Annotated in this window: 19 protein-coding genes and 2 riboswitches; of the genes, 6 read left to right on the top strand and 13 right to left on the bottom strand. The window is 67.6% G+C overall.

Translation table 11 applies throughout. The features are described from left to right. Positions 1-35: 35 nt before the first annotated feature. The 3 genes from ftsL to mraZ form a co-directional block, all read right to left on the bottom strand. A complete protein-coding gene (ftsL, locus tag ACYU8W_RS08500) occupies positions 36-749 on the bottom strand; it encodes a cell division protein FtsL (protein WP_499468256.1) in 714 nt (237 codons plus the stop codon). Next, positions 746-1738, bottom strand: coding sequence for a 16S rRNA (cytosine(1402)-N(4))-methyltransferase RsmH (gene rsmH / locus ACYU8W_RS08505; protein ID WP_499468258.1), 993 nt, complete (start codon positions 1736-1738; stop codon positions 746-748). Before rsmH ends, ftsL begins: the two co-directional genes overlap by 4 nt. 190 nt (positions 1739-1928) lie before the next feature. Next, positions 1929-2363: a division/cell wall cluster transcriptional repressor MraZ gene (gene mraZ / locus ACYU8W_RS08510; protein WP_499468564.1), complete on the bottom strand. Its 435-nt coding sequence runs from the start codon at positions 2361-2363 to the stop codon at positions 1929-1931. Between the two features lie 431 nt (positions 2364-2794). On the opposite strand from mraZ, the gene ACYU8W_RS08515 reads away from it, so the two are divergent. The 3 genes from ACYU8W_RS08515 to ACYU8W_RS08525 are packed head-to-tail and all read left to right on the top strand — an operon-like array spanning position 2795 to position 7311. Then, positions 2795-3778, top strand: coding sequence for an AAA family ATPase (locus tag ACYU8W_RS08515; protein ID WP_499468260.1), 984 nt, complete (start codon positions 2795-2797; stop codon positions 3776-3778). Positions 3779-3817: 39 nt separating this feature from the next. Then, a complete protein-coding gene (locus ACYU8W_RS08520) occupies positions 3818-5053 on the top strand; it encodes a DUF58 domain-containing protein (protein ID WP_499468262.1) in 1236 nt (411 codons plus the stop codon). Beyond that, positions 5050-7311, top strand: coding sequence for a transglutaminase TgpA family protein (locus ACYU8W_RS08525; RefSeq protein WP_499468264.1), 2262 nt, complete (start codon positions 5050-5052; stop codon positions 7309-7311). The genes ACYU8W_RS08520 and ACYU8W_RS08525 overlap by 4 nt, the downstream gene beginning before the upstream one ends. 73 nt (positions 7312-7384) lie before the next feature. Here the strand turns inward: ACYU8W_RS08525 and ACYU8W_RS08530 are convergent, their stop codons facing one another. The 5 genes from ACYU8W_RS08530 to ACYU8W_RS08550 all read right to left on the bottom strand — a co-directional run bounded on the left by ACYU8W_RS08530 (position 7385) and on the right by ACYU8W_RS08550 (position 12963). Beyond that, positions 7385-9064, bottom strand: coding sequence for an RNA polymerase sigma factor (locus ACYU8W_RS08530; RefSeq protein ID WP_499468266.1), 1680 nt, complete (start codon positions 9062-9064; stop codon positions 7385-7387). Between the two features lie 214 nt (positions 9065-9278). Continuing rightward, entirely contained in the window at positions 9279-9644 is a 366-nt protein-coding gene (locus ACYU8W_RS08535; protein WP_499468268.1) for a universal stress protein, read from the bottom strand. 35 nt (positions 9645-9679) lie between these two features. Further along, complete coding sequence (gene metX / locus ACYU8W_RS08540; protein ID WP_499468270.1) at positions 9680-10924, bottom strand: homoserine O-acetyltransferase MetX; 1245 nt, start codon at positions 10922-10924, stop codon at positions 9680-9682. A gap of 32 nt (positions 10925-10956) precedes the next feature. After that, a riboswitch (SAM riboswitch) is annotated at positions 10957-11069 on the bottom strand. 68 nt (positions 11070-11137) lie between these two features. Next, the gene (locus ACYU8W_RS08545) at positions 11138-12166 is read right to left on the bottom strand and encodes a DUF4192 domain-containing protein (protein ID WP_499468272.1); all 1029 of its coding nucleotides are present in this window, start codon (positions 12164-12166) and stop codon (positions 11138-11140) included. 116 nt (positions 12167-12282) lie between these two features. Next, positions 12283-12963, bottom strand: coding sequence for an EcsC family protein (locus tag ACYU8W_RS08550; RefSeq protein ID WP_129624084.1), 681 nt, complete (start codon positions 12961-12963; stop codon positions 12283-12285). Positions 12964-13037: 74 nt separating this feature from the next. On the opposite strand from ACYU8W_RS08550, the gene ACYU8W_RS08555 reads away from it, so the two are divergent. The 3 genes from ACYU8W_RS08555 to ACYU8W_RS08565 all read left to right on the top strand — a co-directional run bounded on the left by ACYU8W_RS08555 (position 13038) and on the right by ACYU8W_RS08565 (position 16266). Next, on the top strand, positions 13038-13460 hold the full coding sequence (locus ACYU8W_RS08555; protein WP_499468274.1) for a SufE family protein: 423 nt from the start codon (positions 13038-13040) through the stop codon (positions 13458-13460). A 95-nt stretch (positions 13461-13555) separates the two neighbouring features. Further along, on the top strand, positions 13556-14566 hold the full coding sequence (locus ACYU8W_RS08560; RefSeq protein WP_499468276.1) for a hypothetical protein: 1011 nt from the start codon (positions 13556-13558) through the stop codon (positions 14564-14566). A gap of 170 nt (positions 14567-14736) precedes the next feature. Then, a complete protein-coding gene (locus tag ACYU8W_RS08565; RefSeq protein WP_499468278.1) occupies positions 14737-16266 on the top strand; it encodes a DNA polymerase in 1530 nt (509 codons plus the stop codon). Between the two features lie 60 nt (positions 16267-16326). Here ACYU8W_RS08565 and ACYU8W_RS08570 read toward each other — a convergent pair whose 3' ends face one another. The 5 genes from ACYU8W_RS08570 to ACYU8W_RS08590 all read right to left on the bottom strand — a co-directional run bounded on the left by ACYU8W_RS08570 (position 16327) and on the right by ACYU8W_RS08590 (position 23864). Further along, positions 16327-17247: a PAC2 family protein gene (locus ACYU8W_RS08570; RefSeq protein WP_499468280.1), complete on the bottom strand. Its 921-nt coding sequence runs from the start codon at positions 17245-17247 to the stop codon at positions 16327-16329. Positions 17248-17328: 81 nt separating this feature from the next. Continuing rightward, on the bottom strand, positions 17329-17754 hold the full coding sequence (locus tag ACYU8W_RS08575) for an HIT family protein (RefSeq protein WP_141928052.1): 426 nt from the start codon (positions 17752-17754) through the stop codon (positions 17329-17331). 27 nt (positions 17755-17781) lie between these two features. Continuing rightward, entirely contained in the window at positions 17782-21774 is a 3993-nt protein-coding gene (gene hrpA, locus ACYU8W_RS08580; protein WP_499468282.1) for an ATP-dependent RNA helicase HrpA, read from the bottom strand. Positions 21775-21802: 28 nt separating this feature from the next. Beyond that, positions 21803-22972: a DUF5005 domain-containing protein gene (locus tag ACYU8W_RS08585; RefSeq protein ID WP_141928050.1), complete on the bottom strand. Its 1170-nt coding sequence runs from the start codon at positions 22970-22972 to the stop codon at positions 21803-21805. A gap of 34 nt (positions 22973-23006) precedes the next feature. After that, the gene (locus tag ACYU8W_RS08590; RefSeq protein WP_499468284.1) at positions 23007-23864 is read right to left on the bottom strand and encodes a serine protein kinase RIO; all 858 of its coding nucleotides are present in this window, start codon (positions 23862-23864) and stop codon (positions 23007-23009) included. 239 nt (positions 23865-24103) lie between these two features. Next, positions 24104-24221, top strand: a riboswitch (SAM riboswitch). The last annotated feature ends 2 nt before the right edge of the window (positions 24222-24223 follow it).

The following is a 24223-nucleotide window of genomic DNA, read 5'->3' on the forward strand; positions in this document are numbered from 1 at the left end:
ATCGCGAACCCGGTCGACGGGACTGCGTCACTGGCTCACCTCGCGGACGTCGGCGTGGGCGACGTCGTCTTCTCGTTCTTCTGGGGGGCGGGCTTGGTGGCCGTGCCACCCGTGGACTTCGGGCTGTTCTGCGGCTTGGAGCTGGGCTTGGTGCTGGGTGTCGCGGTCGCCTTGTCCGACGGTTTGGTCGAAGCTGCGGGCGGCGCCGGCTTCTTTGCCTCCGGCGCTGCCTTGGGCTTCGGCTTCTCCACCAGTCCTGCCGTGCCCGCCGAGTTCACGGCGAGTTCGGCGATCGGGGTGGCCGGTGTCCTGGGCAACGTGCTCACGGTAAACGGGGCGGTCGCAGCGCTGCCTTCCGCCACGCCGACGAGTCGGTGATCGGAGGCGCGCACGTACCGAATCTTCCCGGCCGGCACCATCCCGAACTCCTGGGCCTTGAGCGCGACCTGCTGCGGAGCACGGGCGTAGGTGAGTTGTGTGCCCAGTTCCTGGTCCTTGGCCGACAACCGGGACGAGGCATTCTGCAGGTCACCGATCGTGTACTGCTGCTGGGCTCGTGCAGTGTTGAGCAGGAGCACGGTGAGCAGGCCGCCGACCAGCAGCGTCGCGCAGAGGATGACGAAACCGACGCCCCCCTCGCTCGTGTGCGTCGCCGGCTGGACGAGCTTGAGCCGCGCACGGGTGGCGGTCGGGTTGGCTCCCCGCGGGGCGCGGCGGACCGTCAACGGGCGGGCGGTGGCCTGGCTCATCGCTTGGTTCCCTTCGTGGCACGGATTCGTTCAGCTACGCGCAGACGGGCGGACGCCGCGCGCGGGTTCGTGTTCACCTCGGCGTCGCCGGGTTGCTCGGCGCCACGGGTGAGGAGTTTCAGGTAGGGCTTGTGTTCGGGCAGTTCGACCGGCAGACCGGCGGGGGCGGTCGAACGCGCGCCGGCCTGCAGTTCGTGCTTGGTGATGCGGTCCTCGAGCGAGTGGTAGGACAGCACCGCGATGCGTCCCCCGATCGCGAGCGCATCGATCGCCGCAGGCAAGGCGGCCTGCCAGCTGAGCAGTTCGGCGTTCACCTCGATGCGCAGGGCCTGGAAGGTCCGCTTCCCGGGGTGCCCGCCGGTGCGTTGCGAGGCCGCCGGGATGGCGTCCCGCAGCACCTGCATGAGTTCGTCGGAGGTGCGGATCGGCGACTGCTCACGGCGGCGCACGATCGCCTTGGCGACCTTGCCGGCGAACCGTTCCTCGCCGTACTCCCGCAGGATGCGCCGAAGGTCGCCCTCGTCGTACTCGGCGATGACATCGGCGGCGGTCATCCCCTGGGTCTGATCCATCCGCATGTCCAAGGCGGCGTTCCGGCTGTAGGAGAAACCGCGCTCGGTCTCATCGAGCTGCAGGGAACTGACACCCAGGTCGAACAAGGCCGCGTCAACGCGATGGACGTCGAGTTCGGCCAGTTCCTCGATCGCGTCGTCGTAGCGAGCGTGCACCGGAATGAACCGGTCCCCGAACTGTGCCAACCGCTCCCCCGCCAGACGCAGCGCCTCCGTGTCGCGGTCGATGCCGTACGCGACCGCGTCCGGACAGGCCTTGAGGATCGCCTCGGTGTGACCACCCATGCCGAGCGTCCCGTCGAGGTACACCGGACGCAGACCTGTCTCTCCCGTGACCAGTGCCGGACGCAGCAGCTCGATGATGCGGTCGCGCATGACCGGAACGTGGCGGTCGGCCACTGTCCGGTTGTCGCTCATCGCTTCGCCTTTCGCTCGTCTGCGGTGTGTTGTCAGTGGTGGGCGGTAAATGTTGTGGTGGTGATTCCTGCGGGCTGCCGTTTTCTGATCTCCGGTCCCCAGCCGCTGCATGTCGTCGGCACCGGGGAAGTGATGTCGACGCGCACGCGTCAGCGGATGGAGGCCACAGGTCAGAAGAGGTCAGAAGAGGTCAGAACAGACCGCCCGGAATCACCTCCTGTGCCTGGTCGGCGAACTCGTCCTCGGTGCTGGCCAGCAGTTCGTTCCACGCCTCGGTGGCCCACAACTCGACCCGGTTGCCGGCGCCGATCACCGTGCACTCCTTGGTGAGACCGGCGTATTCCCGCAGGATCGCGGGGATTGTGATGCGCCCCTGCTTGTCGGGGATCTCGTCCGAGGCGGCCGACAGCAGCACACGCTGGAAATTGCGGGCCGCCTTGTTGGTGACCGGGGTGCGGCTCATTTCTGCGGCGAGCTTTTCGAAGTCGGCGATCGCGAAGACGTACAGGCAGCGCTCCTGACCACGGGTGATGACCAGCCCGGAAGCGAGCTTCTCGCGGAACTTGGCGGGCAGGAACATGCGGCCCTTGTCATCCAGCCGGGGCTGATGGGTACCGAGAAACAAGGTCATCCTCACCGCCCCTTCCCGCCCGATCGACTCCGCAGTGCTCCTGTTTGCTCCACTTTACTCCACCAGACCCCACCTGTCGCCCTCAAAGGGATTGAATTCGGACTCTTTTCGAGTGTTTTCCCAGGTCAGAGCCACTGGTGCGAGGTGGAGGGATTTTCGGCCATCTCTTCGATCCATCCACGCGACAACGGGCGAAAAATGGGACAGCTGCACGTTGAACCACCGGAAACCCGGGTGATTGTCGGGTCGGGTGAAGGCTGATTGCGTCCTTCAGCGCCGGACCCGACGGGACGGTGGAGCAAAGTGGAGGATGAGTGAGCCGAGCAAGTCGTGGCCAACCGGTGATGGGATCCGGGGCCGTGGTCGGGCAGGATCTACCCATGCAGGATGCGTCGCAACTAGCCAGGACCGAGGACAATCACCGGATGCGAGGCGAGAGCGACCCTGATCCGCAGCTGTCACTGGACGAGGTGCACGACCTCGCCGCACGCATTCACGAGGCGGTGTCCTCGGTCATCGAGGGCAAGTCGGACGCCGTGCGCACCGCAATCATCGTGCTGCTCGCCGAAGGTCACCTGTTGATCGAGGATGTCCCGGGCGTCGGCAAGACGATGCTCGCCAAGACGCTCGCCCGGTCGATCGACGGCACGATGCGACGGATCCAGTTCACGCCGGACCTGTTGCCCAGTGACATCACCGGCGTCAGTGTCTTCAACCAGGATGCCCGCACGTTCGAATTTCGTCCGGGAGCGGTGTTCGCCAACCTCGTGGTCGGCGACGAGATCAACCGGGCCTCGCCCAAGACCCAGTCCGCGCTCCTGGAGTGCATGGAAGAGGCACAAGTCACCGTCGACGGCACGACCTACGAGTTGTCGCGCCCGTTCATGGTGATGGCCACCCAGAACCCGATCGAGATGGAGGGCACCTACCCGTTGCCCGAAGCGCAGCGCGACCGGTTCATGGCCCGTATCTCGATGGGTTACCCGACCGCCGCCGCCGAACTGGCCATGCTCGACTCGCACGGTGCGGGCAGTCCGCTGGCGCGGCTGCGCCCGGTCACCGATGCGACGTCCGTCGCGGCAGCGATCGCCCGCGTCGCCCAGGTCTACGCGAGCCCCGCCCTGCGCCAGTACGTCGTCGACATCGTGACAGCCACCCGCTCGACCTCCGCGCTTCGCCTCGGCGCCTCGCCGCGTGCCGCTCTCGGTCTGCTGCGTGCGGCGCGGGCCAACGCTGCACTCGATCGCCGCGACCACGTCATCCCCGAGGATGTCCAACGGGTCGCCCTCCCGGTTCTGGCACACCGGGTGATCCTGGGCGCCGACCAGCAGCACCTGCGGCATGGTGCAGGCGAGGTGCTGGAGCAACTCCTGCAGCGGGTGCCGGTGCCCGCGGCTTCCGCCCGCTGAATCGCGCGTTCGGCATCCTGAGTACAAGGTGAGCACCAGATGAAGAAGGCACGACTGACCACCCGCGGGCGGTCGTTCCTATCTGCGGGGCTCACCCTCCTGGTCGGCGGCGTCGTGCTCGGTTTCCTGGACGTCGTGCGTCTGGGTGGCCTTCTGCTCGCCCTGGTCGTTGCGACTTGGTGGTTGTCGCGGCGGCGGGACCGCCGCGTCGAGGTGACCCGGCAACTGCAGCCTGATGTCGTCACCGCCGGATCCCGGTGTGCGATCACCCTCACCTTCACCAACACCGACCGACGCCGGTCCCGCTACGGCCTGGCTCAGGAGACCCTCGACTACACCCTCGGTGATTCACCCCGATTCGTCCTGCCCGGCATGGGAGCCGGCGAATCCCGGGTGGTGGAGTACACCGTTCAACCACGGGTCCGCGGTGAGCACGACGTGGGTCCTGTGCACGTCAGCATCCGCGACCCGTTCGGGATGACCGAACGACAAGTCACCGTCCAGGCGGTCGACCGGCTGCTGGTGCTCCCCCGCATCGTGGCGCTCGGTGCCAGCCATCCGCCCGGCGCCGGTTCGGGGCAGGAAGGAACGACCCCCGCGATGATCGCGCTGCACGGCGAGGAGGACGTCAGTCTGCGCAACTATCAGGACGGCGACGATCTGCGTAAGGTGCACTGGCCCGCCACGGCGCACCGCGGAGAACTTATGGTCCGGCAGCTCGATCGCCCGGCGAGGCGGTCCTGCGTCCTGCTGCTCGACTCGCGTTCCAGCGCGCACGCCGGACACGGCGAGCATTCATCCTTCGAGTGGGCGGTCACCGCGCTGGCCTCGATCGCGGCCCGAATGCACGAACTCGGTTATCTGGTGCACCTGGTGAGCAAGGAGACGGTTGCTGCGGGAGCACACCTGAACGATCTGCCACCGACGGTGGTCCAACTCTGGCTGGCGCGTGCCGCCCTCGGCGGCGACGACACGAACTTCGCCTCGGTCCTCAAGGGCGCTCACGATGTGGCAGGCACCGGAGCTGTCGTGGTCGCTGCCGTCGCCGACGACCTCGCCGGACTGCTGAACGATCTGGGATCGCTGCGTCAGCCGGGGGCGTCCGCCCTCGCCCTTCGCCTCGACACCGCGTCCTTCGGCGGTCCTTCGCCGGAGCGGACGGTCGGCCTCGCCGACTACGGCTGGCGCGTCGTCGATGTACCCGCCGACATGACGATCGAGCAGGCGTGGACCACCATCACCAGGCGTTCGCTGGTACGGGTGGGTGCGTTGTGAGGTTCCGTCAAGCCCCACTGACGCTGCTGGCCGGCGTCACCGCGCTGATCGCGGCGTGGCCGATCACGACCCTTGTCCGCGGCAGCGACTGGGTGTGGGATGCCGTGCTCGTCGTCGCACTGGCGCTCGGGTGCGCGGTCCTTGCTCGCGCGGTGCCCATCCCGGAGTTCGCGGTGGTCTGGGTGCAGTTCGTGGTGGTCGCGGCAGCGTTGTGGTTCCTGTATGTCCGCGGTTCCGGCGAGCCCACCGTCGAGACGGTCAGGGCCCTGATCACCGAGGCAGACGGCACCATCCGCACGTATGCGGCTCCCGCGCCGGAAACCGAGGGGCTGCGGTTCGCGATCGTCGGTCTGATCGCGATGCTGGCCGTGCTCACCGATGTCCTTGCCGTCGGTCTGGCTGCCCCGGCTGTTGCAGGCCTGCCGATCATGAGCATCTACCTGATCAGTGCGGCGAACACGACGGACGGCCTCGCGCCGCATTACTTCCTCGCCGCGGCGACGGGCTGGCTGTTGATGGTCGGCCTGACTGCCCGAGGAAACGTCCAGCGCTGGTCCAACACGACGGCCCGCGCCACTGCTCCCACTCTGCTCGGCGATCGGCTGGGACTGGGCGGCTTCGCGTCGGTCGCGCGGACGGTGGGTTTGCTGGCGTTGATCGGCGCACTGGTGGTGCCGCACGTGCTGCCGTCGACCGACCAGCGTTACCTCGGCGAAGGACTCGGCCGGCGCACCGGCGGCACCGGCTCGGTCGGACTGTCGAACACCCTCGACGTCAGTCGGAGTCTGGTGAGCAACGACCGCACACCGGTGATCACCTACAGCACTCAGGACCCGACGCCCGGCCCCCTGCGGGTGTTCACCTCATCGGCCTACAACGACGGGCAGTGGAGCCAGACGGACCCGGCAGATCAGCAAGGCGGCTCGGACAACGCGCGGATCCAACCGGCCGGACTGCGACCCGATGCGGGCTACGTCGAGCAGTCGATCCGGGTCGAGTCCAGCACTCTCACCGCAGGCCTTCTCGCGACCCCGACCCCGACGCTCAGCGTCGACCTCGGGGGTGCCTCCTGGCAGTACGACCCCACGACATCGGTCATCAGCCCGCAACGCAGCGTGTCGCAGTACTCGGTGAAGTATGCACTGCTCGGACCGTCGGCTCGTCCGACCTCCAGGTCCACCCCGGAGGGGTTCGAGCGCGACCTGGCCATCGATCCCCGAGCGCTGCCGGAGCTGCGGCGCACGCTGTCACGCATCGGGGGCGGTGACAACCCGTTCGAGCGAGCGGTCGCTATCCAGGACTACCTGCGCTCCGGCGGCGGTTTCACCTACTCCCTCACGCTGGCCCCGACTCGGCGCACGGTGAACGACCAGACCGCCGACCCGATCACCAACTTCCTGCTCACCAAGCAGGGCTACTGCGTCCAGTTCGCCACCGCGATGATCATGCTCGCTCGACTGGAGCAGATTCCTGCACGGATGGCCATCGGATTCCTCGGCGGCAGCCCCTCGCTGAGCGCCGACCAGTACACCGTCATCCAGTCCGACGCCCACGCCTGGCCCGAGCTGTACTTCCCCGGTCTGGGCTGGACGCGGTTCGAGCCGACTCCAGGCAGCCGCGCCGCAAGCGTTCCCGACTACGCCGTGCCGCAGACCAGCGGGCCGAGCCGTACCGAGCGGCCGGAGCAGACGACACCGACCACCTCGGCCGACGTGTCCACCGCTCCCGCCCAGACGTCGTCCGCCACCGACAGCGGCGGCGGCTCCGGCTCGGACACTCCGTCCTGGTTCGGCACCGCTTTCAAGTACCTCGGTTGGCTGGTGCTCGTAGCACTGTTCCTCGGTCTGCTGGGTTCGTTCCTGCCGTTGGCCGCTCGACGCGAAGCCGAAAGGCGGCGACGCACCGACGACCTGCGTGAACAGGTGGAGGCCGACTGGCTCACCTTCCGCGACGACCTGGACGACCTCGGCGTCCCCCACCCACCCGATGTCTCACCCCGTGCCCAACTTCAGCACTACCGGCGAGCAGGTGCCCTGGGCAGCGAGTCCTCGCAGGCCCTCGACCGTGCGACGCGCACCTTGGAGAAGGCCCGATACGGACGTGCGGACGACGATCTAGACGTCCGCACCGACACCGCCGCCGTCATCGAGGCCGTCCGCCGCAACGCAGGCTTCCGCCACAAGTTGGTCCACCGCTTCGCTCCGCGCACCGGACGCCGGTGGTTCCTGCGCAAGGTGATGCCCTGGCGCAAGAACTGACGTCAGCGGCGCCCCACACACGCACGCAGAAAGGGCCCCGTCGCCGGGGCCCTTTCCTGTTGTTCGAACCGGATCAGTCCAGGTAGTCGCGCAGCACCTGGGAACGCGAGGGGTGACGCAGCTTGCTCATCGTCTTGGACTCGATCTGGCGGATCCGCTCACGCGTCACGCCGTAGACCTTGCCGATCTCGTCCAGGGTTTTCGGCTGACCGTCGGTCAGACCGAAGCGCATCGCCACCACGCCGGCCTCACGCTCGGACAAGGTGTCCAGCACCGAGTGCAGTTGTTCCTGCAGCAGCGTGAAGCTCACTGCATCAGCCGGGACGACCGCCTCGGAGTCCTCGATGAGGTCACCGAACTCGCTGTCGCCGTCCTCGCCGAGCGGAGTGTGCAGCGAGATCGGCTCGCGACCGTACTTCTGCACCTCCACGACCTTCTCCGGAGTCATGTCGAGCTCCTTGGCAAGCTCCTCCGGAGTGGGTTCGCGTCCGAGGTCCTGCAGCATCTGACGCTGCACGCGAGCCAGCTTGTTGATGACCTCGACCATGTGCACGGGGATACGGATGGTGCGCGCCTGGTCGGCCATCGCTCGGGTGATCGCCTGACGGATCCACCACGTGGCGTAGGTCGAGAACTTGTAACCCTTGGTGTAGTCGAACTTCTCGACCGCACGGATCAGACCGAGGTTGCCCTCCTGGATCAGGTCGAGGAAGAGCATGCCGCGGCCGGTGTACCTCTTGGCGAGCGAGACGACCAGCCGCAGGTTGGCCTCGAGCAGGTGGTTCTTGGCCTTCTTACCGTCCTGGGCGATCCACCACAGCTCACGCTTGATGGTCATGTCCATCTTCTCGCCGGAGTTGAGCTTCTCCTCCGCGAACAGACCGGCCTCGATGCGCTTGGCGAGCTCGACCTCCTGCTCAGCGTTGAGCAGGGCGACCTTTCCGATCTGCTTCAGGTAGTCCTTCACCGGGTCGGCGGTGGCACCGGCGGTGACGACCTGCTGCGCGGGGGCGTCGTCCTCGTCGTCCTGACGGATGACGAATCCGCCGGTCTCTGTCTCCTCGGCCTTCGTCTCCTCGGTGGACTCCTCGGCGTCGTCGTCCTTGGCCTCGTCCTTTTCGGAGTTGACGACGGTCTTCGGGTCGACCTTCGCTTCGTCGCCGAGCTCCAGGTCGACATCCTCGATCTCGACCTCTTCGAGCTCGACCTCGTCGCCCTTCTTCACCGCGGTCTTCTTGGTCGTGGACTTCTTCGCAGCGCTCTTGGCGACAGCCTTCTTCGCCGGGACAGCCTCTGCGACCTCGTCCGCCACCGCGCTCTTGGCGGCGGTCTTCTTGGCCGGCGCCTTCGCGGTGGTCTTCTTCGCCGCGCTCTTGGCAGCGGTCTTCTTCGCCGGAGCCTTCGCAACCTCTGTGTCGTCGGCCGAATCGTCCTGCGCCGCAGCGGTCTTGGCGGTGGTGGTCTTGGCCGCGGTCTTCTTCGCCGGAGCTTTCTTCGCAGCAGTCTTGCGCGCGGCAGTCTTCTTGACGGGGACGATCTCGGGGACCTCGACGGTGATGCCCTGCCGGTCGAGCTCCTTCAGCACCGCCTTCATCCGCTTCGGCTCCAGCGACGCTTCTTCCAGCGCCGCCTTCACGTCGTCGCCGTCGACCGATCCGGTCGCGGCACCCTTCTCAAGCAGTTGCTGCAGGGCCGGGTGGGAGAATTCAGCCGGAAGCTGTTTGGTCTCAGCGGTTTTCGACGCGGAAGTCACTGACTACCTTCCATTCCGTTGCGGGGCTGTGCCGATGGCACGAGGGCATAACGACACACCGCCGAGTGGCGGTTCACCGATGGGGATTTCAAGCATTCGCGGTTCACTCTTCGGGTCGGGCCCGAAGCGGGGCGCGTACTTGTAGACATTATAAAACGACGCGCTGCCCGCGGCCCAATCCCGGGGCGTTCCCGAACGCAGTAGGACCGAGTCTTCAGGCGGTGTCGGGCTTGACCGTGAGCACCGGAACCGGTGCGTCCAGCATGATGCGTTGCGCGTTCGTGCCGAGGATCAGCTTGCCGACGGTCGTGCGGCGCCGCAGCCCGATCACGATCAGACTCGCGTCCAGATCGCGTGCAGTCGCCAGGAAGGACTCGACGAGGTCTTGGCCCCCGAGCGCGGGCGTGACGGTGACCGACGCCGCGCCGGACGCGTCCGCGAGCGCCTGCGCCCGCGGTACGGCGGTTCGGTCGAGCGGCACGACGCTCACCTCGAGCCCTTGGGCTCGCCCCTGAGCGGCGGCTGCGGCGAACGCCGCCTCTCCCTCGGGCGTGGCCAGGAATGCCACCACGATCCTCATCATCTCTCCCCTTTCTCTTTCGTCGTTCGGCGACGCTACCCCACCCGGGGGGTGGAGCCGGCCGACCCCGCAAGCAGAGCGTCGGTGACGATCGCTTCGATCTGGTCGGTCTCGACCAGGAAGCCGTCGTGACCGCACGCGGACCGGATCAGCGAGGTGCGTACGCCGGCGGCCGCTGCCAATTCGTGCGACAGATGTGGCGGGAAGAGACGGTCGGAGTCGACGGCGGCCACGTGAAGGCGTCCGGGGTAGGCCGCGACGACGGCTGCGACACCCCCACGACCGCGTCCGATGTCGTGAGTCGCCATCGCACGGGTCAGATGCAGGTAGCTTCCGGCGTCGAACCGTCGGACGAGTTTTCCGGCCTGGTGGTCCAGGTAGCTCTCGACGGCGAAGCGTCCGCCACCGAGCGGGTCCTCGGTGCTCTGCGGCTCCACACCGAACCGCTGCTCGAGTTCGTCGGCGCTGCGATAGGTCGTGTGCGCGATGCGACGAGCCAGACCGAGGCCCGCACGTGGCCCGGGGCCGGGGTAGTAGTCACCGGCGCAGTAGTCGGGGTCGGAACTGATCGCGAGTTCCTGTGCTTGTCCCCAGGCGATCTGGTCGGCCGTCGCACAACCGGTCGTCGCGATCGCGAGCACGCTGTCGCAACGCTGCGGGAAGCTGCCCAGCCATTCCAGCGCACGCATGCCGCCCATCGAGCCGCCGAGCACGAGTTGCCAGCGTTCGATGCCGAGGTGATCGGCGAGGGCGGCCTCGACCAGCACTTGGTCGCGGATGGTGATCTGCGGGAAGCGTGATCCCCATGGGCGCCCGTCCGGGGCCGGGCTGCTCGGGCCGGTGGTGCCACGGCATCCCCCGAGCACGTTCGAGGCCACGATGAAGAAGCGGTCGGTGTCCAGCGGAGCACCCGGCCCGATGAGGCCGGGCCACCATCCGCCGCTGGGTTGACCCGGACCCGTCGCACCGACGACGTGCGCGTCACCGGTGAGGGCATGCTCGACCAGGATCGCGTTGTCGGCCATCTCCGAGAGGGTGCCCCAGGTCTGGTAGCCGACCACGACATCGTCGATCGTGCGTCCGGATTCGAGCGTGAAGGCCCCGGCATCGAAGCGACGCAGCGCAGGATTGTCGTACGGGTCGTCCCCGATCGCTGCACTCTGCGCAGGAGTCTTCGGTCGCAACCCTGGGGCAGCCGGGGTCATGAGCGTCGAACGGGCGTGGTTGTGCCGGGCCGAAACCGACGTCGACGGAGTGCCCGTGTGGTGACTGCTGCTCATCGCCTCTCCCAGCGGAACCGGGGGCTCATGCAGCCCCGCGCTTGTCGCCGACCGAACGGTCGGGACCTTGTCCTCACCCGGGGCACCCCACGCGGTGGAGGGTTGCCGCCCAGCAAGCCGGGGCTTGACGCTGGGACTCTTGACGGGAGCGACGATACCTCAGAGCCGGCGTTCGGACAGCCCCCTGTTCTTGCATCCGGACACGCTGCAAGGTCAGGCTGCCGGGTCGATGCGTCCGCCGGGCAGCGTGCCTGTCAGGAGGCAGTTGCGGACGAGACTCGCGAGCCGACATCCGGGATCGGCCTCGAAGGCACGGTCCAGCGCGATGGTGGCGACCGCGCTTCCGCCGTCGGCCCACTCGGACGCCGCGACGCAGGCCCAGAGCGGAGCAGACAGCTGTGCCGGGACGCGGCATGCCCAGCGAATGAGGATGTGAACCGTCCCGGCGCGCTCGGCGCGATTCGGCGAAGGGAGCTCGCCGGACTGCTGCCACCGGTCCCGGTCACTTCTGCTCAGCCGGGTCGGTGGGAACACATCCGGACGCAGCCAGCAGAGCAGTCCGTCGCGCACGCCGACCACCTGGACGGCCGCGAGGGCCCGACTCACCGTCACCGGATCGTCGAGCGCAGCAGGGTCGCCGCGAAGGATCCGATGGACGGCCAACAGTTCGAGGTCGCGGCCGGTTTCGACGTCCGCCTCCATGACGCTCCACAATTCCTCGACCTCGGCAGCGATCTGCGCTTCGTCCTGAGTCGGGGTGCACCGGTTTTCCAGGTCGTCACGACTGGGTGCGGGACTGCAGCCGCGGTAGACGGCTTCCACGGCCGCCGGGATCAGGTGTGCCTCGGTCAGCGGGGTCCGCTGCTCCGGGCACTGTCCACAGCAGCACCACAGAGCCGCCCAGGTGGACGTGCCGTTATCGACCTCCCAAACGTGAACCAGCTCGATTCCGTTGCAGCGCAGGGCGGTTCGTAGTACCGACGAGGTGAGGAGGACAGCTTCGCCGTCGCCGTAGTTCACCAGTGCGGCGCTCGCCAAGGTGCGCAGACGTCCCTGGCCGATCAGATGGGCGATGTCGTTCACCGCCTCCGGCACCACCGGATCGAAGCGGGCGGTGACGACCAGGTGGTCGTCCTCGTCGAAGCCGACGAGGACGACGCTGTCGGACGGGTTGAACCCGAGTTGGTAGGGCACGTAGGCCAGCAGTTCGCCGGCTCCGGTCAGGGCAGGGATCGGTTCCATCCGCTGACTTCAGTGCCGGCAGGAGACTCCTGTCGTGCTCCCTTCCACCGGTTGTGGAGGACACGCCGAGCGGGATCGGGCTGTGCGCAACCGGTCCCGCTTCGTCGGTCATGCGATCAGCGTCGAGGGAACTGCTCCGCGGCGTTCTTGGCGACCTTGTGCAGCATCCAGGAGTCCATGCCGGCGCCGATGAAACCGCCGGCGAAGGGGATGGCCTTACCCAGACGGGTGGCGACCTTCTCCCCCACCTGGCCGATCAGCCGGAACCCGACGGCCTTGTTGACGACCATCAGCACCGGGGGCGGCAACTGCTGGGCGGCCATGCCGGCCAGGCGACCGGTGGCGACGACGCCGGCCTTGTTGATGATGTCGTTGGCGTCGGCGCCGACCAGGGTCAGCAGGATCGCCGACCGCAGGCTGGGGTCACGCAGGTCGTAGCCACGAATGTGGGCCACAGCCGCCACCATGCGGGTGGACAGCAGGTAGAAGCCCGCGACGTTCGCCGGCAGCGCGACGGCCATCGTGACGAAGCCACCCAGGCCGGTGACGAACCCGTTGGCGGCAGCAAGGCGGCGAGTGTCGGAGACGATCTCCTTGATCGCCTTCTCCTGGTCGCCACCGCTGTCCTGCAGCGCCTTCGCAGCAATCTTCTGGGCGGAGTCGAAACTGCCCTTGCCGTCGATACCGACCTGAAGAAGCTTCTCGGCGAACCCGAGGGCGGAACTACCCATCGGTCCACTGTCGAGCTTCACCGGGACGTTCTTCTGGTCGTCCTTCTTGTCTCCGAATCCGAACATGTGGCTCATCATGGCAGCCGGACGCGTCCGACCGCGGCTGCCGCGAGGGTGAATCCGTCGACGATGATGGCGTGATGGAAACGCTGTCGGAGCTTCTGGATGAAGCGGCCATGGTGCCGTTGGCCGAACGACTGGAGTGGCTGGTCGAACTGGGTGAGGACCTGCCCGCGCCGTCGGCTTCCGCAGGTGAGTTGCGCCGGCTGCCCGAGTGCCAGTCGCCGGTGAGTTGGGCGGCCCGACTGGACGCGTCCGATGTCTTCCATCTGGCCATCACGGTGCCGTCGAGCGCGGTCGTCGTACGCGGATTCGCCGGACTGATCGTGCCGACGCTGGACGGGCGACCGGCGCAGCAGGTGCGCACCGCTCCGACGGATCTGGTCGGGCAACTCGGTCTCGGCGATGCGGTCTCGCCGTTGCGCCTACGCGGGTTGCACGCGCTGTGGAATCACGTCCGGGCTGCTGCCGAACCGGTCGAGGACCCTGCCGGGCTCGCCTGATCGTCCTGAATCGAGCGCCACAGGCGCGGGATTCCCCGCAGACAGCAGCGAGGCGGTAGCCGATCGCTGGGCCACGATGGGCTACTTTTGTCGGCATGTCCAATTCTTCCGGCAACAAGAACGCGATGTTGGCGATTCCGGCCGCGGCTGCCCTCGTCGGTCTGATCCTCGTGCTGGTCAGCGCGCTGGCCAGCCCGAAGGTGAGCCTGAACGGGTTCTCCAACGGTCAGAGCGTGGAATCGTCCGCCTTCTCCGTCTACAGCACCGAGCAGAGCGATCGTGGCACCGCACGGTGCAGCGTGGTCGCGAACGGCAACACCACCTCGTTCGGTCAGCCGTCCGAGGACTTCTCGGTGCAGGCCGACGGCAAGAAGTACTGGGAGATCGGTCGCAGCCCCGACGGCATGGCCAAGGCCTCCTACGAGACCAAGTGCGAGAACGCCAAGGGTCAGTTGTTCGCCGGCAACCGCGCCGACAACATCGGCGGCGGGTGGCGCACTCCGGTGCTGATCCTCGGTCTGCTGTTGCTGCTCGGCGGCATCCTGGGCACCGTCCTGATGATGATGCGTCGCAAGAAGTCCCAGTCAACCGGTTCGGGTTACGACAACACCTACAACCAGGGTGGCTACCAGTACGGCCAGGGATACAGCGATGGTTACGGCACGCCGGGCTCCTACGGTGTCTCCGCGGGCTCCCAGACCCCGGCTCAGGGCACCCAGGGCTACGGCCAGCAGCACAACCAGCAGGGTGGTTACGGACAGCAGGCGTATGGCCAGCAGCACAACCAGCAGGGTGGTTACGGACAGCAGGCGTATGGTCAGCAGCCACAGCAGGGTGGCTACGGCCAGCAGCCCGGTCAGCAGGGCTACGGCCAGCAGCCGCAACAGGGCGGCTACGGCCAGCAGCACGGCCAGCAGGGTGGTTACGGACAGCAGCAGGGTGGCGATGTCTCGGATGCCGCGACCCAGGCGGTGAACCGTGACGACGTGCGCGCGGCCGGTGGCGCAGACGCCCCGACCCAGGCGCAGCCGGGCCAGCAGGGCTACGGCCAGCAGGGCCAGCACGGTCAGTCCGGGTGGGAGCCCCCGCAGGACGGTCAGCGCTGAGCGCACCAGAACACACGGCAACCCCGCAGCGATCGCTGCGGGGTTCGCTGTCTGTCGCGGCCGCGGTCGTGGTCTCTCCGGACGGGCAAGTGTGCGTTGTCGACGAGCAGGTGAGTCACCACCGTGATGCACGCGCGGTACACGAAGCCGGCGTCCTCGAGGGACGGCGCGTGGTCTGGTGGAGCGCTTCCTCGGCCCGCGCGCTCATCGGCGACGGCCGGTTGTCACGCGTCTGGGACATCGCCGCCGTCCACCGTTTGATCGCGGGGGGCCACCGGGACGATCCTGTCGCGGTCTGGTCGACGCGGTTCGGGCTGCCGATCCCCGCCCCCATCGAGGAACGTCAGGCACGGCCGGGTGGGCCCGACCTGTTCGCAGGTCTCGCCGACGAGGACACCACGTTTAGTCCGGGGCAGCCGTTGCCGGCACGGACAGGATCGCCGGAGTGGTTGCGTGACGGCGGAAACCGCGAACTGTGGGGTCGTGCCGCTCTCGACACAGCGTTGTGGCAGGCCGATGTGCTCGACGATCGATGTGGCGGTTTGTCCTGTGCAACAAGCGAATCCGGGGCCGCGATGCTGTGCGTCGAGTTGGCGGAGCACGGACTGCCGATCGACCGGCCCACGCTCGAAGGGTTGATCGCCCAGGCGGCGGGTCCGCGTCCGACCGACGACGGGCATGCTGCGGAGATTCGCCGCGGCCGAGATGCCGTCGTGTGGCAGCACCTTCCCGGTGGTGGGAGAATCGACCTTCGCAACCCGCTGGCCGTGCGGGACATGTTGCGGCGCAGCGGAATCAATGTCGAGGACACTCGCGCCTGGCATCTGGAGCCGTATCGGGCCGGGTCGCCCCTGGTCGACGCCTTGCTGGACTGGCGCAAGGCCGAACGGATCGCGACGACGTACGGGTGGCATTGGCTCGATCGTTTCGTGGGTCCCGACGACCGGCTACGCGGAGAGTGGGACGCCTCCGACGGAGGGGCCGGTCGGATGACCGCAGGGTCCGGGCTGCACAGCCTGCCCGCTCCTCTGCGTCCCGGTGTGGCAGCCGCAGCCGGTCACCTCCTGGTGCGCGCCGATCTCGGTCAGATCGAGCCGCGCGTCCTTGCGGTCGTGTCGCGCGACCCGGCCCTGGCCGAGGCCACCCGCGCCGATGATCTGTACGCGGAGATCGCGACGGATCTGAGTGTCGACCGCCCGACGGCGAAGATCGCGATGCTGGCCGCGATGTACGGGCAGACGAGCGGCACCGCCGGTCAGGTGCTGGGCCGGCTGGAGCACACCTACCCGGTGGCGATGGCGTACCTGCGGGATGCAGCCCTACGAGGTGAACGCGGTGAGTCGGTGATGACGTACGGCGGACGCCTGGTCCCTGTCTCCGTGGGCCCGGACGACACCTCTGCTCGCGCACGTGGCCGCGGACGGTTCACCCGCAATGCCGTCGTCCAGGGTGCGGCGGCGGAGTTCTTCAAGGCGTGGGCGCTCACCGTCCGGGCTGCGATTGCACCGCTCGGCGGCGAGATCGTCCTCTGCCTGCACGACGAACTGCTGGTGCATACCCCTGCCGCACAGGCGGATTCGACGATGCAGGCGGTTGAGACCGCGCTGCAGGACGCGGCCAGACGCTGGTCGGAGGGCGCGCCGGTGCGGTTCGTGGCCGACACCGGGATCTTCCAGCGCTGGAGCGAGGCCAAAGAATGAAAGTCCGCAGAACGCGCGGGTGACCTGCGCAGTTCTGCGGACTTTCAGTCTCCGGGCGGCTCAGTCCTCGTCGTCGTCGCCGACCTCGGTGCGCAGGAACTCCTCGAACTCGGCACCGATCTCCTCGGCGCTCGGAAGTTCGGCCAGTTCGGTGGCCAGCAGGTTCTGCCGCTGACGCCCCTGCGCGAACGCGTCGTACTGCTGCTCAATGCCCTGCACCACGTCGCGGATCTCGGGGTTGGCCTCGATCTGCCGGCTGATCTCGGCGCGGTGCAGTTCGGCCTGCATCGCCAGGTCGGTCACCGGCAGCGACAACCCGGTGAACCCCACGATCGTGTCGATCGCGGCCACCGTGGCGTCGCCGAAGTCCATCGCTGCGAGGTAGTGGGGCACGTGCAGCGCCAGGCCGATCGCGTCAACGCCCGACTCACCGAGGCGAAGGTGGACCAGTTGCTCCAGGTTGCCGGGCACCTGCACCTCGCCGAAGACGGCGTCGTTGTCGGGGATGAGACGCCGGTCGGTCGCGTACTTGGTCATACCCACCGGGCGGGTGTGCGGCACCGCCATCGGGATGCCGTGCGCACTGATGACGAGCTGGACGCCGAGGCGTCGGGTCAACACGCGAACGGCTTCACTGACACGCTCCCACTGGTAGTCCGGCTCCGGGCCCGCGAGCAACAGGTAGGGCGTGCCCTCGTCGTCGGTCAGGCGGTAGAGGTTGAGGGAAGGGTCCTCATACGAGGTGAACCGGTCGCGCTCGAAGGTCATCAACGGACGCCGTCCGCGGTAGTCGAGCAGTTGATCGATGTCGAAGGACGCGACGACGACCGGGTCACCGTTGGCCAGCAGGTGCTGGACGAGTAGCCGTTGGGTGTTGCCGGCGTCGATCAACCCGCCGAGCGCGACGATCAGCGTCCGCGCGCCGAGTTCGTTGGCGTGGGCGTCCTGCTCGAAACGGACGAGCTCCATCGGGTCCCGCATGGGAAGTCTCCTGGTCGAAGGAAAGAAGGTCTCTGCCGCGGTTCAACGTGCTGCACAGCGCGGTCATTCCCCCGGGTGGGATCAGTCCGGCACGTGCTCGCTGTTCCCTTGCTCCCGCAGTGCGTCGCGCAGCCGCTGCGCATTCGCGGCGAGCACCTTCTGGTCCTGGCCCTTGGTCACGTTGTGGACATCGAAGTCCTCGACACCGTTGGCCGGCCAGACATGCACGTGCAGGTGCGGCACCTCGAAACCCTCGACGAGAACCCCCACCCGGGCGCTGTCCCAGGCAGCATGCTGGGCCCTGCCGATGGTCTGCGCGACCTGCGTGAGGTGGCTCAGCAGCTGCGGTGGGGCATCGAGCCAGTGGTCGATCTCCTCGCGCGGCACCACGACGGTGTGGCCGTCGGTCAGCGGGTCGATCACCAGGAACGCGACGCAGGAGTCGTCCTTCCAGACGAAGTGACCGGGGATCTCGCCGTCGATGATCTTCGTGAACAAAGTCGCCATGGGTCGAGCCTAACGACGCACCAGAGATCAGGTGGCGTCCTCGACCTCGTCCATCGCCTTGAAGATGCGCTTGATCGAGATGGGCCCGGCCGTGCCGAGTTTCTGGGCGAACAGGCTGACCCGCAGCTCCTCGATCATCCAACGCAGCGCGACGACGTCCGGGTCGGTGTGGCGGGCAGCCGGCAGCGCGGCGAGCAGCTTGTCGAGTTCTGCGCGGACGTGGTCGACGTCGCCCTGCCGTTCGGCGTCCCGGGCAATGTCGGTGGGCGCCTTCTCGATGCGTTCGAGCATCGCCCGCAGGTGGACGCGCAGCCGCGGAAGCCGGGCGGCGCCGGTCTCGGCCACGAACCCCGGGTGGATCAGCGACGCGTACTGCCGCTCCAACTGTTTCCTCAGATCGGCGGTGGACGGCGCGGTCATCCGGTCGAGTGCCAGACGCACCTGGCGAGCCACGTCGAGACACGGACCGACCCGATCGACGATTTCGATCACCTCCGGCACGATCTGCTGCCGAACGACGAGCAGCGCCGTCTCGTACTGCTGCGGGTCACGGACGCGTCCGCCGGGCAGTTCGCGAGCGATGATCGCGTCGACCGCACACGCGAGGATGTCGTCGTACAACGCGTCCCGGGTGGGGTGCGGGTGGTTGCCGAGGGCGAGTTTCTGGGTGTTGCTGAGCAGCCCGAGAATCCGGTTCCACGGCACATCGGTGTTGAGCAGCACCAGGCGACGGACGCCGAAGTGGGTCGCGTACTCGCGCTCGGACGGGCTCGGGAGCACCTGCAGCGCAACGGAATCGCCTTGATCGACGAGCGCCGGGTAGCCGACGACGATGCGTCCGCCGCTCCTGCTCTCGACCTTGTCCTGCAGCGTCAGGTCGTCCCAGGAGCGAATTCCCTTGCGCTCCAGTGCTTCTCCAACACTGGACATTGCTTGCCGAACCGAACCCTGAAGCTGTTGCTGCAGGAGCGGAAGGTCCTTGCCCTCCGCGAGCTTCTTGCCGCCCTTGCCCTCGATCCGGAAGGTCATCCGCAGGTGGTCCGGCACGCGCGACCAGTCCCATTCCCCGCGCGGGATCCGAACGCGGCTGCGGTCGAACAGGACATCGGCAAGTGCATCCACCAGATCCTGGCCGGAAGCCGAATCCAGCTGTGCGACGGCGGCTCTGGCGTGGTCGGGAGTCGGCACGAAGTGCTTGCGGGTGTTCTTGGGCAACGACTTCAACAGGGCGGTCACCAATTCCTCGCGCACCCCGGGCACCGACCAGTCGAAGCCCACGTCCTGCACCTGGTTCAACTGTTCCACGGGGATGTGCGCCGTGACTCCATCGGCATCGGAACCCGGGTCGAACTGGTAACTCAGCCGCAGGTTCAGCTCGCCCTGGTGCCAGGCCTTGGGGAAGTCCGTCGTGTCGAGGTCGGCTGCTTCGTCGGTGAGCAGCAGGTCGCGGGTGAACGTCAGCAGCTTGCCTTGCTTCTTGCTCTGCCCCTTCCACCACCGGTCGAAGTGCGCCCCGGAGACGATGTCGTCCGGCAGCCGTTCGTCGTAGAACTCGAACAGCACGTCGTCGTCGACCACCAGATCGCGCCGGCGGGTGCGCTCCTCCAGTTCACCGACCTCGCGCAGCAGGGCACGGTTGTCGTGGAAGAAGCGGTGATGGGTCTGCCACTCCCCCTCGACCAGTGCGTGCCGGATGAACAACTCCCGCGCGTACGCCTGATCGATCCGCCCGAACGACACCGGCCTCCCGGCGGCCAGCGGGACGCCGTACAGGGTCACCCGTTCGCTGCAGATCGCCTGCGCCTGCTTCTTCTCCCATCGCGGGTCGGAGTAACTGCGTCTGAGCAGATGCTGTCCGGCCGCCTCGACCCACGCCGGATCGACGCGGGCATTGGTACGTGCCCACAGGCGCGTGGTCTCGACCAGTTCACCGGCCATCAACCAGTCGGGTTGAGCGCGGAACAGCACCGAGCCGGGCTGGATGGCGAAGCGGGCCTGCCGGGCGCCGAGGTAGTCACGAGCGTCCCGGTCGCGCAGGCCGACGTGCGAGAGCAACCCGGTGAGCAACGCCTGGTGCACGGTGTCGTCCGCGGCCTTGTTGTCACTGGGCTGCAGCTTGAGCTGTTTGCAGATATCGCGCAGTTGAGCGTGCAGGTCCTGCCACTCGCGCACGCGCAGGTAATGCAGGTACTCCTGCTTGCACATGCGACGGAAAGCACTGCCGGACAACGCTTTCTGCTGTTCGCGCAGGTAGTTCCACAGGTTCAGGACGGTGAGGAAATCGCTCGACTCGTGCTTGAACCGGGCATGGCTCTGGTCGGCCTGGGTCTGCTGATCGGCGGGTCGTTCACGCGGGTCCTGGATCGACATCAGGGCGACGATCGGCAACACCTCACGCAACGATCCGTTGCGGGAGGCCTCGACGATCATTCGAGCCAGCCGCGGGTCGACCGGCAGCGTCGCGATCGCGCGACCGTCGGCGGTGAGCCGCCGCCGGCCCCGGCGTCCGTCGCCGCTCTCACGTCCGGTCTCGTCGTCGATCGCGTTCAGCTCGTGCAACAGACGCAGTCCGTCGGTAATCTGCCGGCTGTCGGGCGGCTGCACGAACGGGAAACGCGCGACATCGCCCAGGCCCAGCGAGATCATCTGCAGGATGACGGACGCGAGGTTCGTGCGCAGGATCTCCGGGTCGGTGAACTCGGGGCGCGCCTGGAAATCCTCCTGCGAGTACAACCGGATCGCGATGCCGTCGGCCAGGCGGCCGCAGCGTCCGGACCGCTGGTTGGCGCTGGCCTGGGAGATGGGCTCGATCGGCAACCGCTGCACCTTGGTGCGCTGGCTGTACCGGGAGATGCGCGCGGTGCCTGTGTCGATCACGTACCGGATGCCCGGCACGGTCAACGAGGTCTCGGCCACGTTGGTGGACACCACGATCCGGCGTCCGTCGTGCTTGGCGAACACCCGGTGCTGTTCGGCTGCCGACAACCGACCGTACAGCGGGACGATCTCGGTGTTCGGCAGGCCGAGACCCTTGAGCGCGTCGGTGGCGTCGCGAATCTCGCGTTCGCCGGAGCAGAACACCAGCACGTCCTGCGGGCCACCATCGTCGACGCGACTGCTGTTGCCGGGTCGGGGTCCCCGCGAAGTATCGAGCGACGCAGGAGAGAGAACCTCGTGGGGTGACCACAATTCCTCGATGGCGTCGATGATGCCGGTGACCTGGTCGATGTCGACGAGGTTCGGGGCGGCGTCCGCGCCCTTGCCGGGCATCTCACGCACGAGCGGTCGGTAGCGCACCTCGACCGGGTAGGTCCGTCCGGACACCTCGATGATCGGCACCGGGTTACCTTGTGTCGCAAAGTGATCGGCGAAACGCTGTGGGTCGATGGTCGCCGAGGTGATGATCACCTTGAGGTCGGGACGTTTGGGCAACAGTTGCTTGAGATAGCCGAGGATGAAGTCGATGTTGAGCGAGCGCTCGTGTGCCTCGTCGATGATGATCGTGTCGTACTGACTGAGCATCCGGTCCCGCTGCAACTGCGACAACAGGATGCCGTCGGTCATCACCTTGACGAGGGTGTCGCGGCTCGAGGTGTCGGTGAATCGCACCTGGTAGCCGACGGCCTGCCCCAGCTCGGTGCCCAGTTCCTCGGCGATCCGCTCGGCGACCGAGCGGGCCGCGAGCCGGCGGGGTTGGGTGTGACCGATCGTGCCGCTGACCCCGCGGCCGAGTTCGAGGCAGATCTTCGGGATCTGGGTCGTCTTTCCCGAACCCGTCTCACCCGCGATGACCACGACCTGGTGGTCACGGATGGCCTCGGCGATCTCGTCCTTGGCGGCGACGACCGGCAGGTCCGGATACGTGATCGCCGGCACGGACGCGCGGCGGTGCTCGATCTGTTGGGGGGACAGACCCCGCGGACGACGGTCCGCGCCGGCCTTGCGCTGCGGACGACGACGGCCGGAGCGAGGGCGCTCAGGCGAACTGTTCGGCGCGCGGGTGGGTGTGGGTTCAGTCATGAGGGATCGGTCGATTGTCCCAGATCACTCACGGCATCGGCACCTCGATAAACACCGGACGCGAGGCCTTGGGTCGCTGCAGGAGGTCGACGACCGATTTTGCGACGCGCGAGACCGACACCAGCAGCTTGCCGCTCGCCAGGTCGAACTCCGGATGAGCGAGTGGTTGGTAACTGACGACCTGCCCACGCTCGTACGGGAAGTGCGTCGTCGACCGGACCGTCCAGGGACCCTGCGGGCTGTTCGCAGTCCAGACCGCGACGGTGTCGGTCAGGTCCCCGCCGAGCTTGGAGACAGCCAGGTAATCGTTGCCCCGCTTGTGCACACTCAACGCCTGGGAGACACCACTGCCCGAGTCGATGACCGGCCGGACGGCGGATTCCTGCGCGTCCCAGCCGGCACCGTCCCAGTACTGCCAGGTCGACCTGAGCGTGACGGTGTCCGCGGCGGCACGCGCCAGCACCAGTTCGCGCGGCCCGGGACCGCCGGAGCGTTGGCGGGAACCGTAGATGTAGATCCACTCGTCGTCCGCCAGCAGCGCACTCCCCCAGTTGATCTGGGTCGGGTCCACTCGATCCGGCGTCACCGGCGTGACGACCGGACGGGTCGCGACGCCGCTGTGCGGCACGCGCAGCGATGCGATCGACATGCCGAGGTAGTCGAACCCGAAGATGTCGGCCGAGGTGCGCCGCACCCGACTGCATCCGACGAGCACGTCGTCGTACGTGCTGTGAGAAACGGCCGTCATCGACGATGGCCAGCACACCGAGCCCGCGCTGTTCGCAAGGAACGGACCCGCCGGGTCGACCCACTGGGAGGTGCACCGCCCCTTGGTCACCAACGCCGAGCTGGACACGAACCGTGGGCGGAACTCCCCCGCGCGCGCGGTGTCTCCGAAGACCCACAGCGTGCGTCCGTCACCGAGTCGGACGGTGACTCCGACGTCCGCCGCGCGCCACTGCGGCAGGTTGTCCAGCCCTTCCATCCAGGTGTTCGCGTGCTGCGCCCCCGTCCACGGACGCGGGTCGACGCACGCCTGCCCGCCGACCGGCTCCTGCACCTCCAGGGCGCTTCCCACGGTGGCGGGGCTGACCGACGACCAGGACTCCTGGGGATAGGTCGGCGGCTGCGGCGGACGACTGCACGCCGTGACCGTGAAAGTCACGGCCACGACCACGGCGCCGAGTCTGCGAAGCACGCGGCAAGCCTATGCAGCGCGCGCAGCGCAGTCCTCAGAATGCGTACCCGAGCAGTTCGGCGAAGAGTTCGTCGCCGTCGCACGCGTGGCCCTTCGAGGAGAACCAGGTGCAGACGTTCACGCAATCGCGGTGCAGGAACTCGACCCCGTTGGGGTTGGCGATCACGTCGACGATCTGGGGCAGATCGATCAGCACGAGGCCGGACTCGGCCACAAGGATGTTGTACGCCGACAGATCTCCGTGCACGATTCCCTTGCCGCACAACACGATCAGTGCAGCACGCAGTTGATCGAACCAGACCTCCAGTTGTTCTGCGGTCGGCCGCGTGGCAGCCAGGCGGGGTGCCGGGCGGCCGTCGGCGTCGACGACCAACTCCATCAGGATCTCTCGACCGTCGATCTGCACCGGGTACGGCACCGGCACGCCGCTGGTCCACAGGTCGACCAGCGCCGACCATTCGGCCTGCGCCCAGACACCGGCAGCGACCTGCTTGCCGAACGCGGTCCCGGTGGCGACGGCTCGAGCTTCTCGGGTGTCCTTGATCCGTCGACCTTCGGTGTACCCGGCGTGCCGGCGGAAGGATCGATGCTCGGCGTCGCGATAGCGCTTGGCCGCCATCAGCGTGCTGTATTCGGGCGCGGAGACGGCGGTGCGCTCGATGACGAAGACGTCGGCTTCCTTGCCGGTCTTGAGCACACCGAGCTCGGTGTCGATGGACTCGTCATGGGTCACGACCCAGGACGGGCGGGGTTCGGGGCCGCGCTGCAGCCGTTCGATGCTGCTCCAGGTCGACCATCGCTGCCCGTCGGGCAGGTCGACCGGGACGAAGGGATCGATCAGTGGGGTGTCGGGAGCGAACGCGCCCTGCGGCGCGCGAGTTTCGTTCTGCACGAGTGGTATTCCGTTTCTCGGAAGGGTCTGCTCTGATGCTGGACGCGGCAGTCGTGCCGCTGCTGGTTCCTCATCGGCTCCTCCTTCGAACGGGCGCTCCCACGGACGGGGTACGCGACTGCTCCCAGGCTGTCGAACATCGGACGTCCGCGGCAACCGAATTTCCGGACCATCGGCGACCGTCCGGATACAGAGACCTGTCTTCAGCCGGCGGACGCCGCTCACGTAATCTGGCGTCAGGTCATGAGCGTCAGCGACAAGCCCCGGCTCGCTGGCCGGCAACCCTCCACCGCGGTGGGGTGCCCCGGGTGAAGACCTGGCCGGACGGTGCAGATCGCCGCCCGGCAAGCGCGGACTCG

The sequence above is a fragment of the Yimella radicis genome (assembly GCF_054778255.1).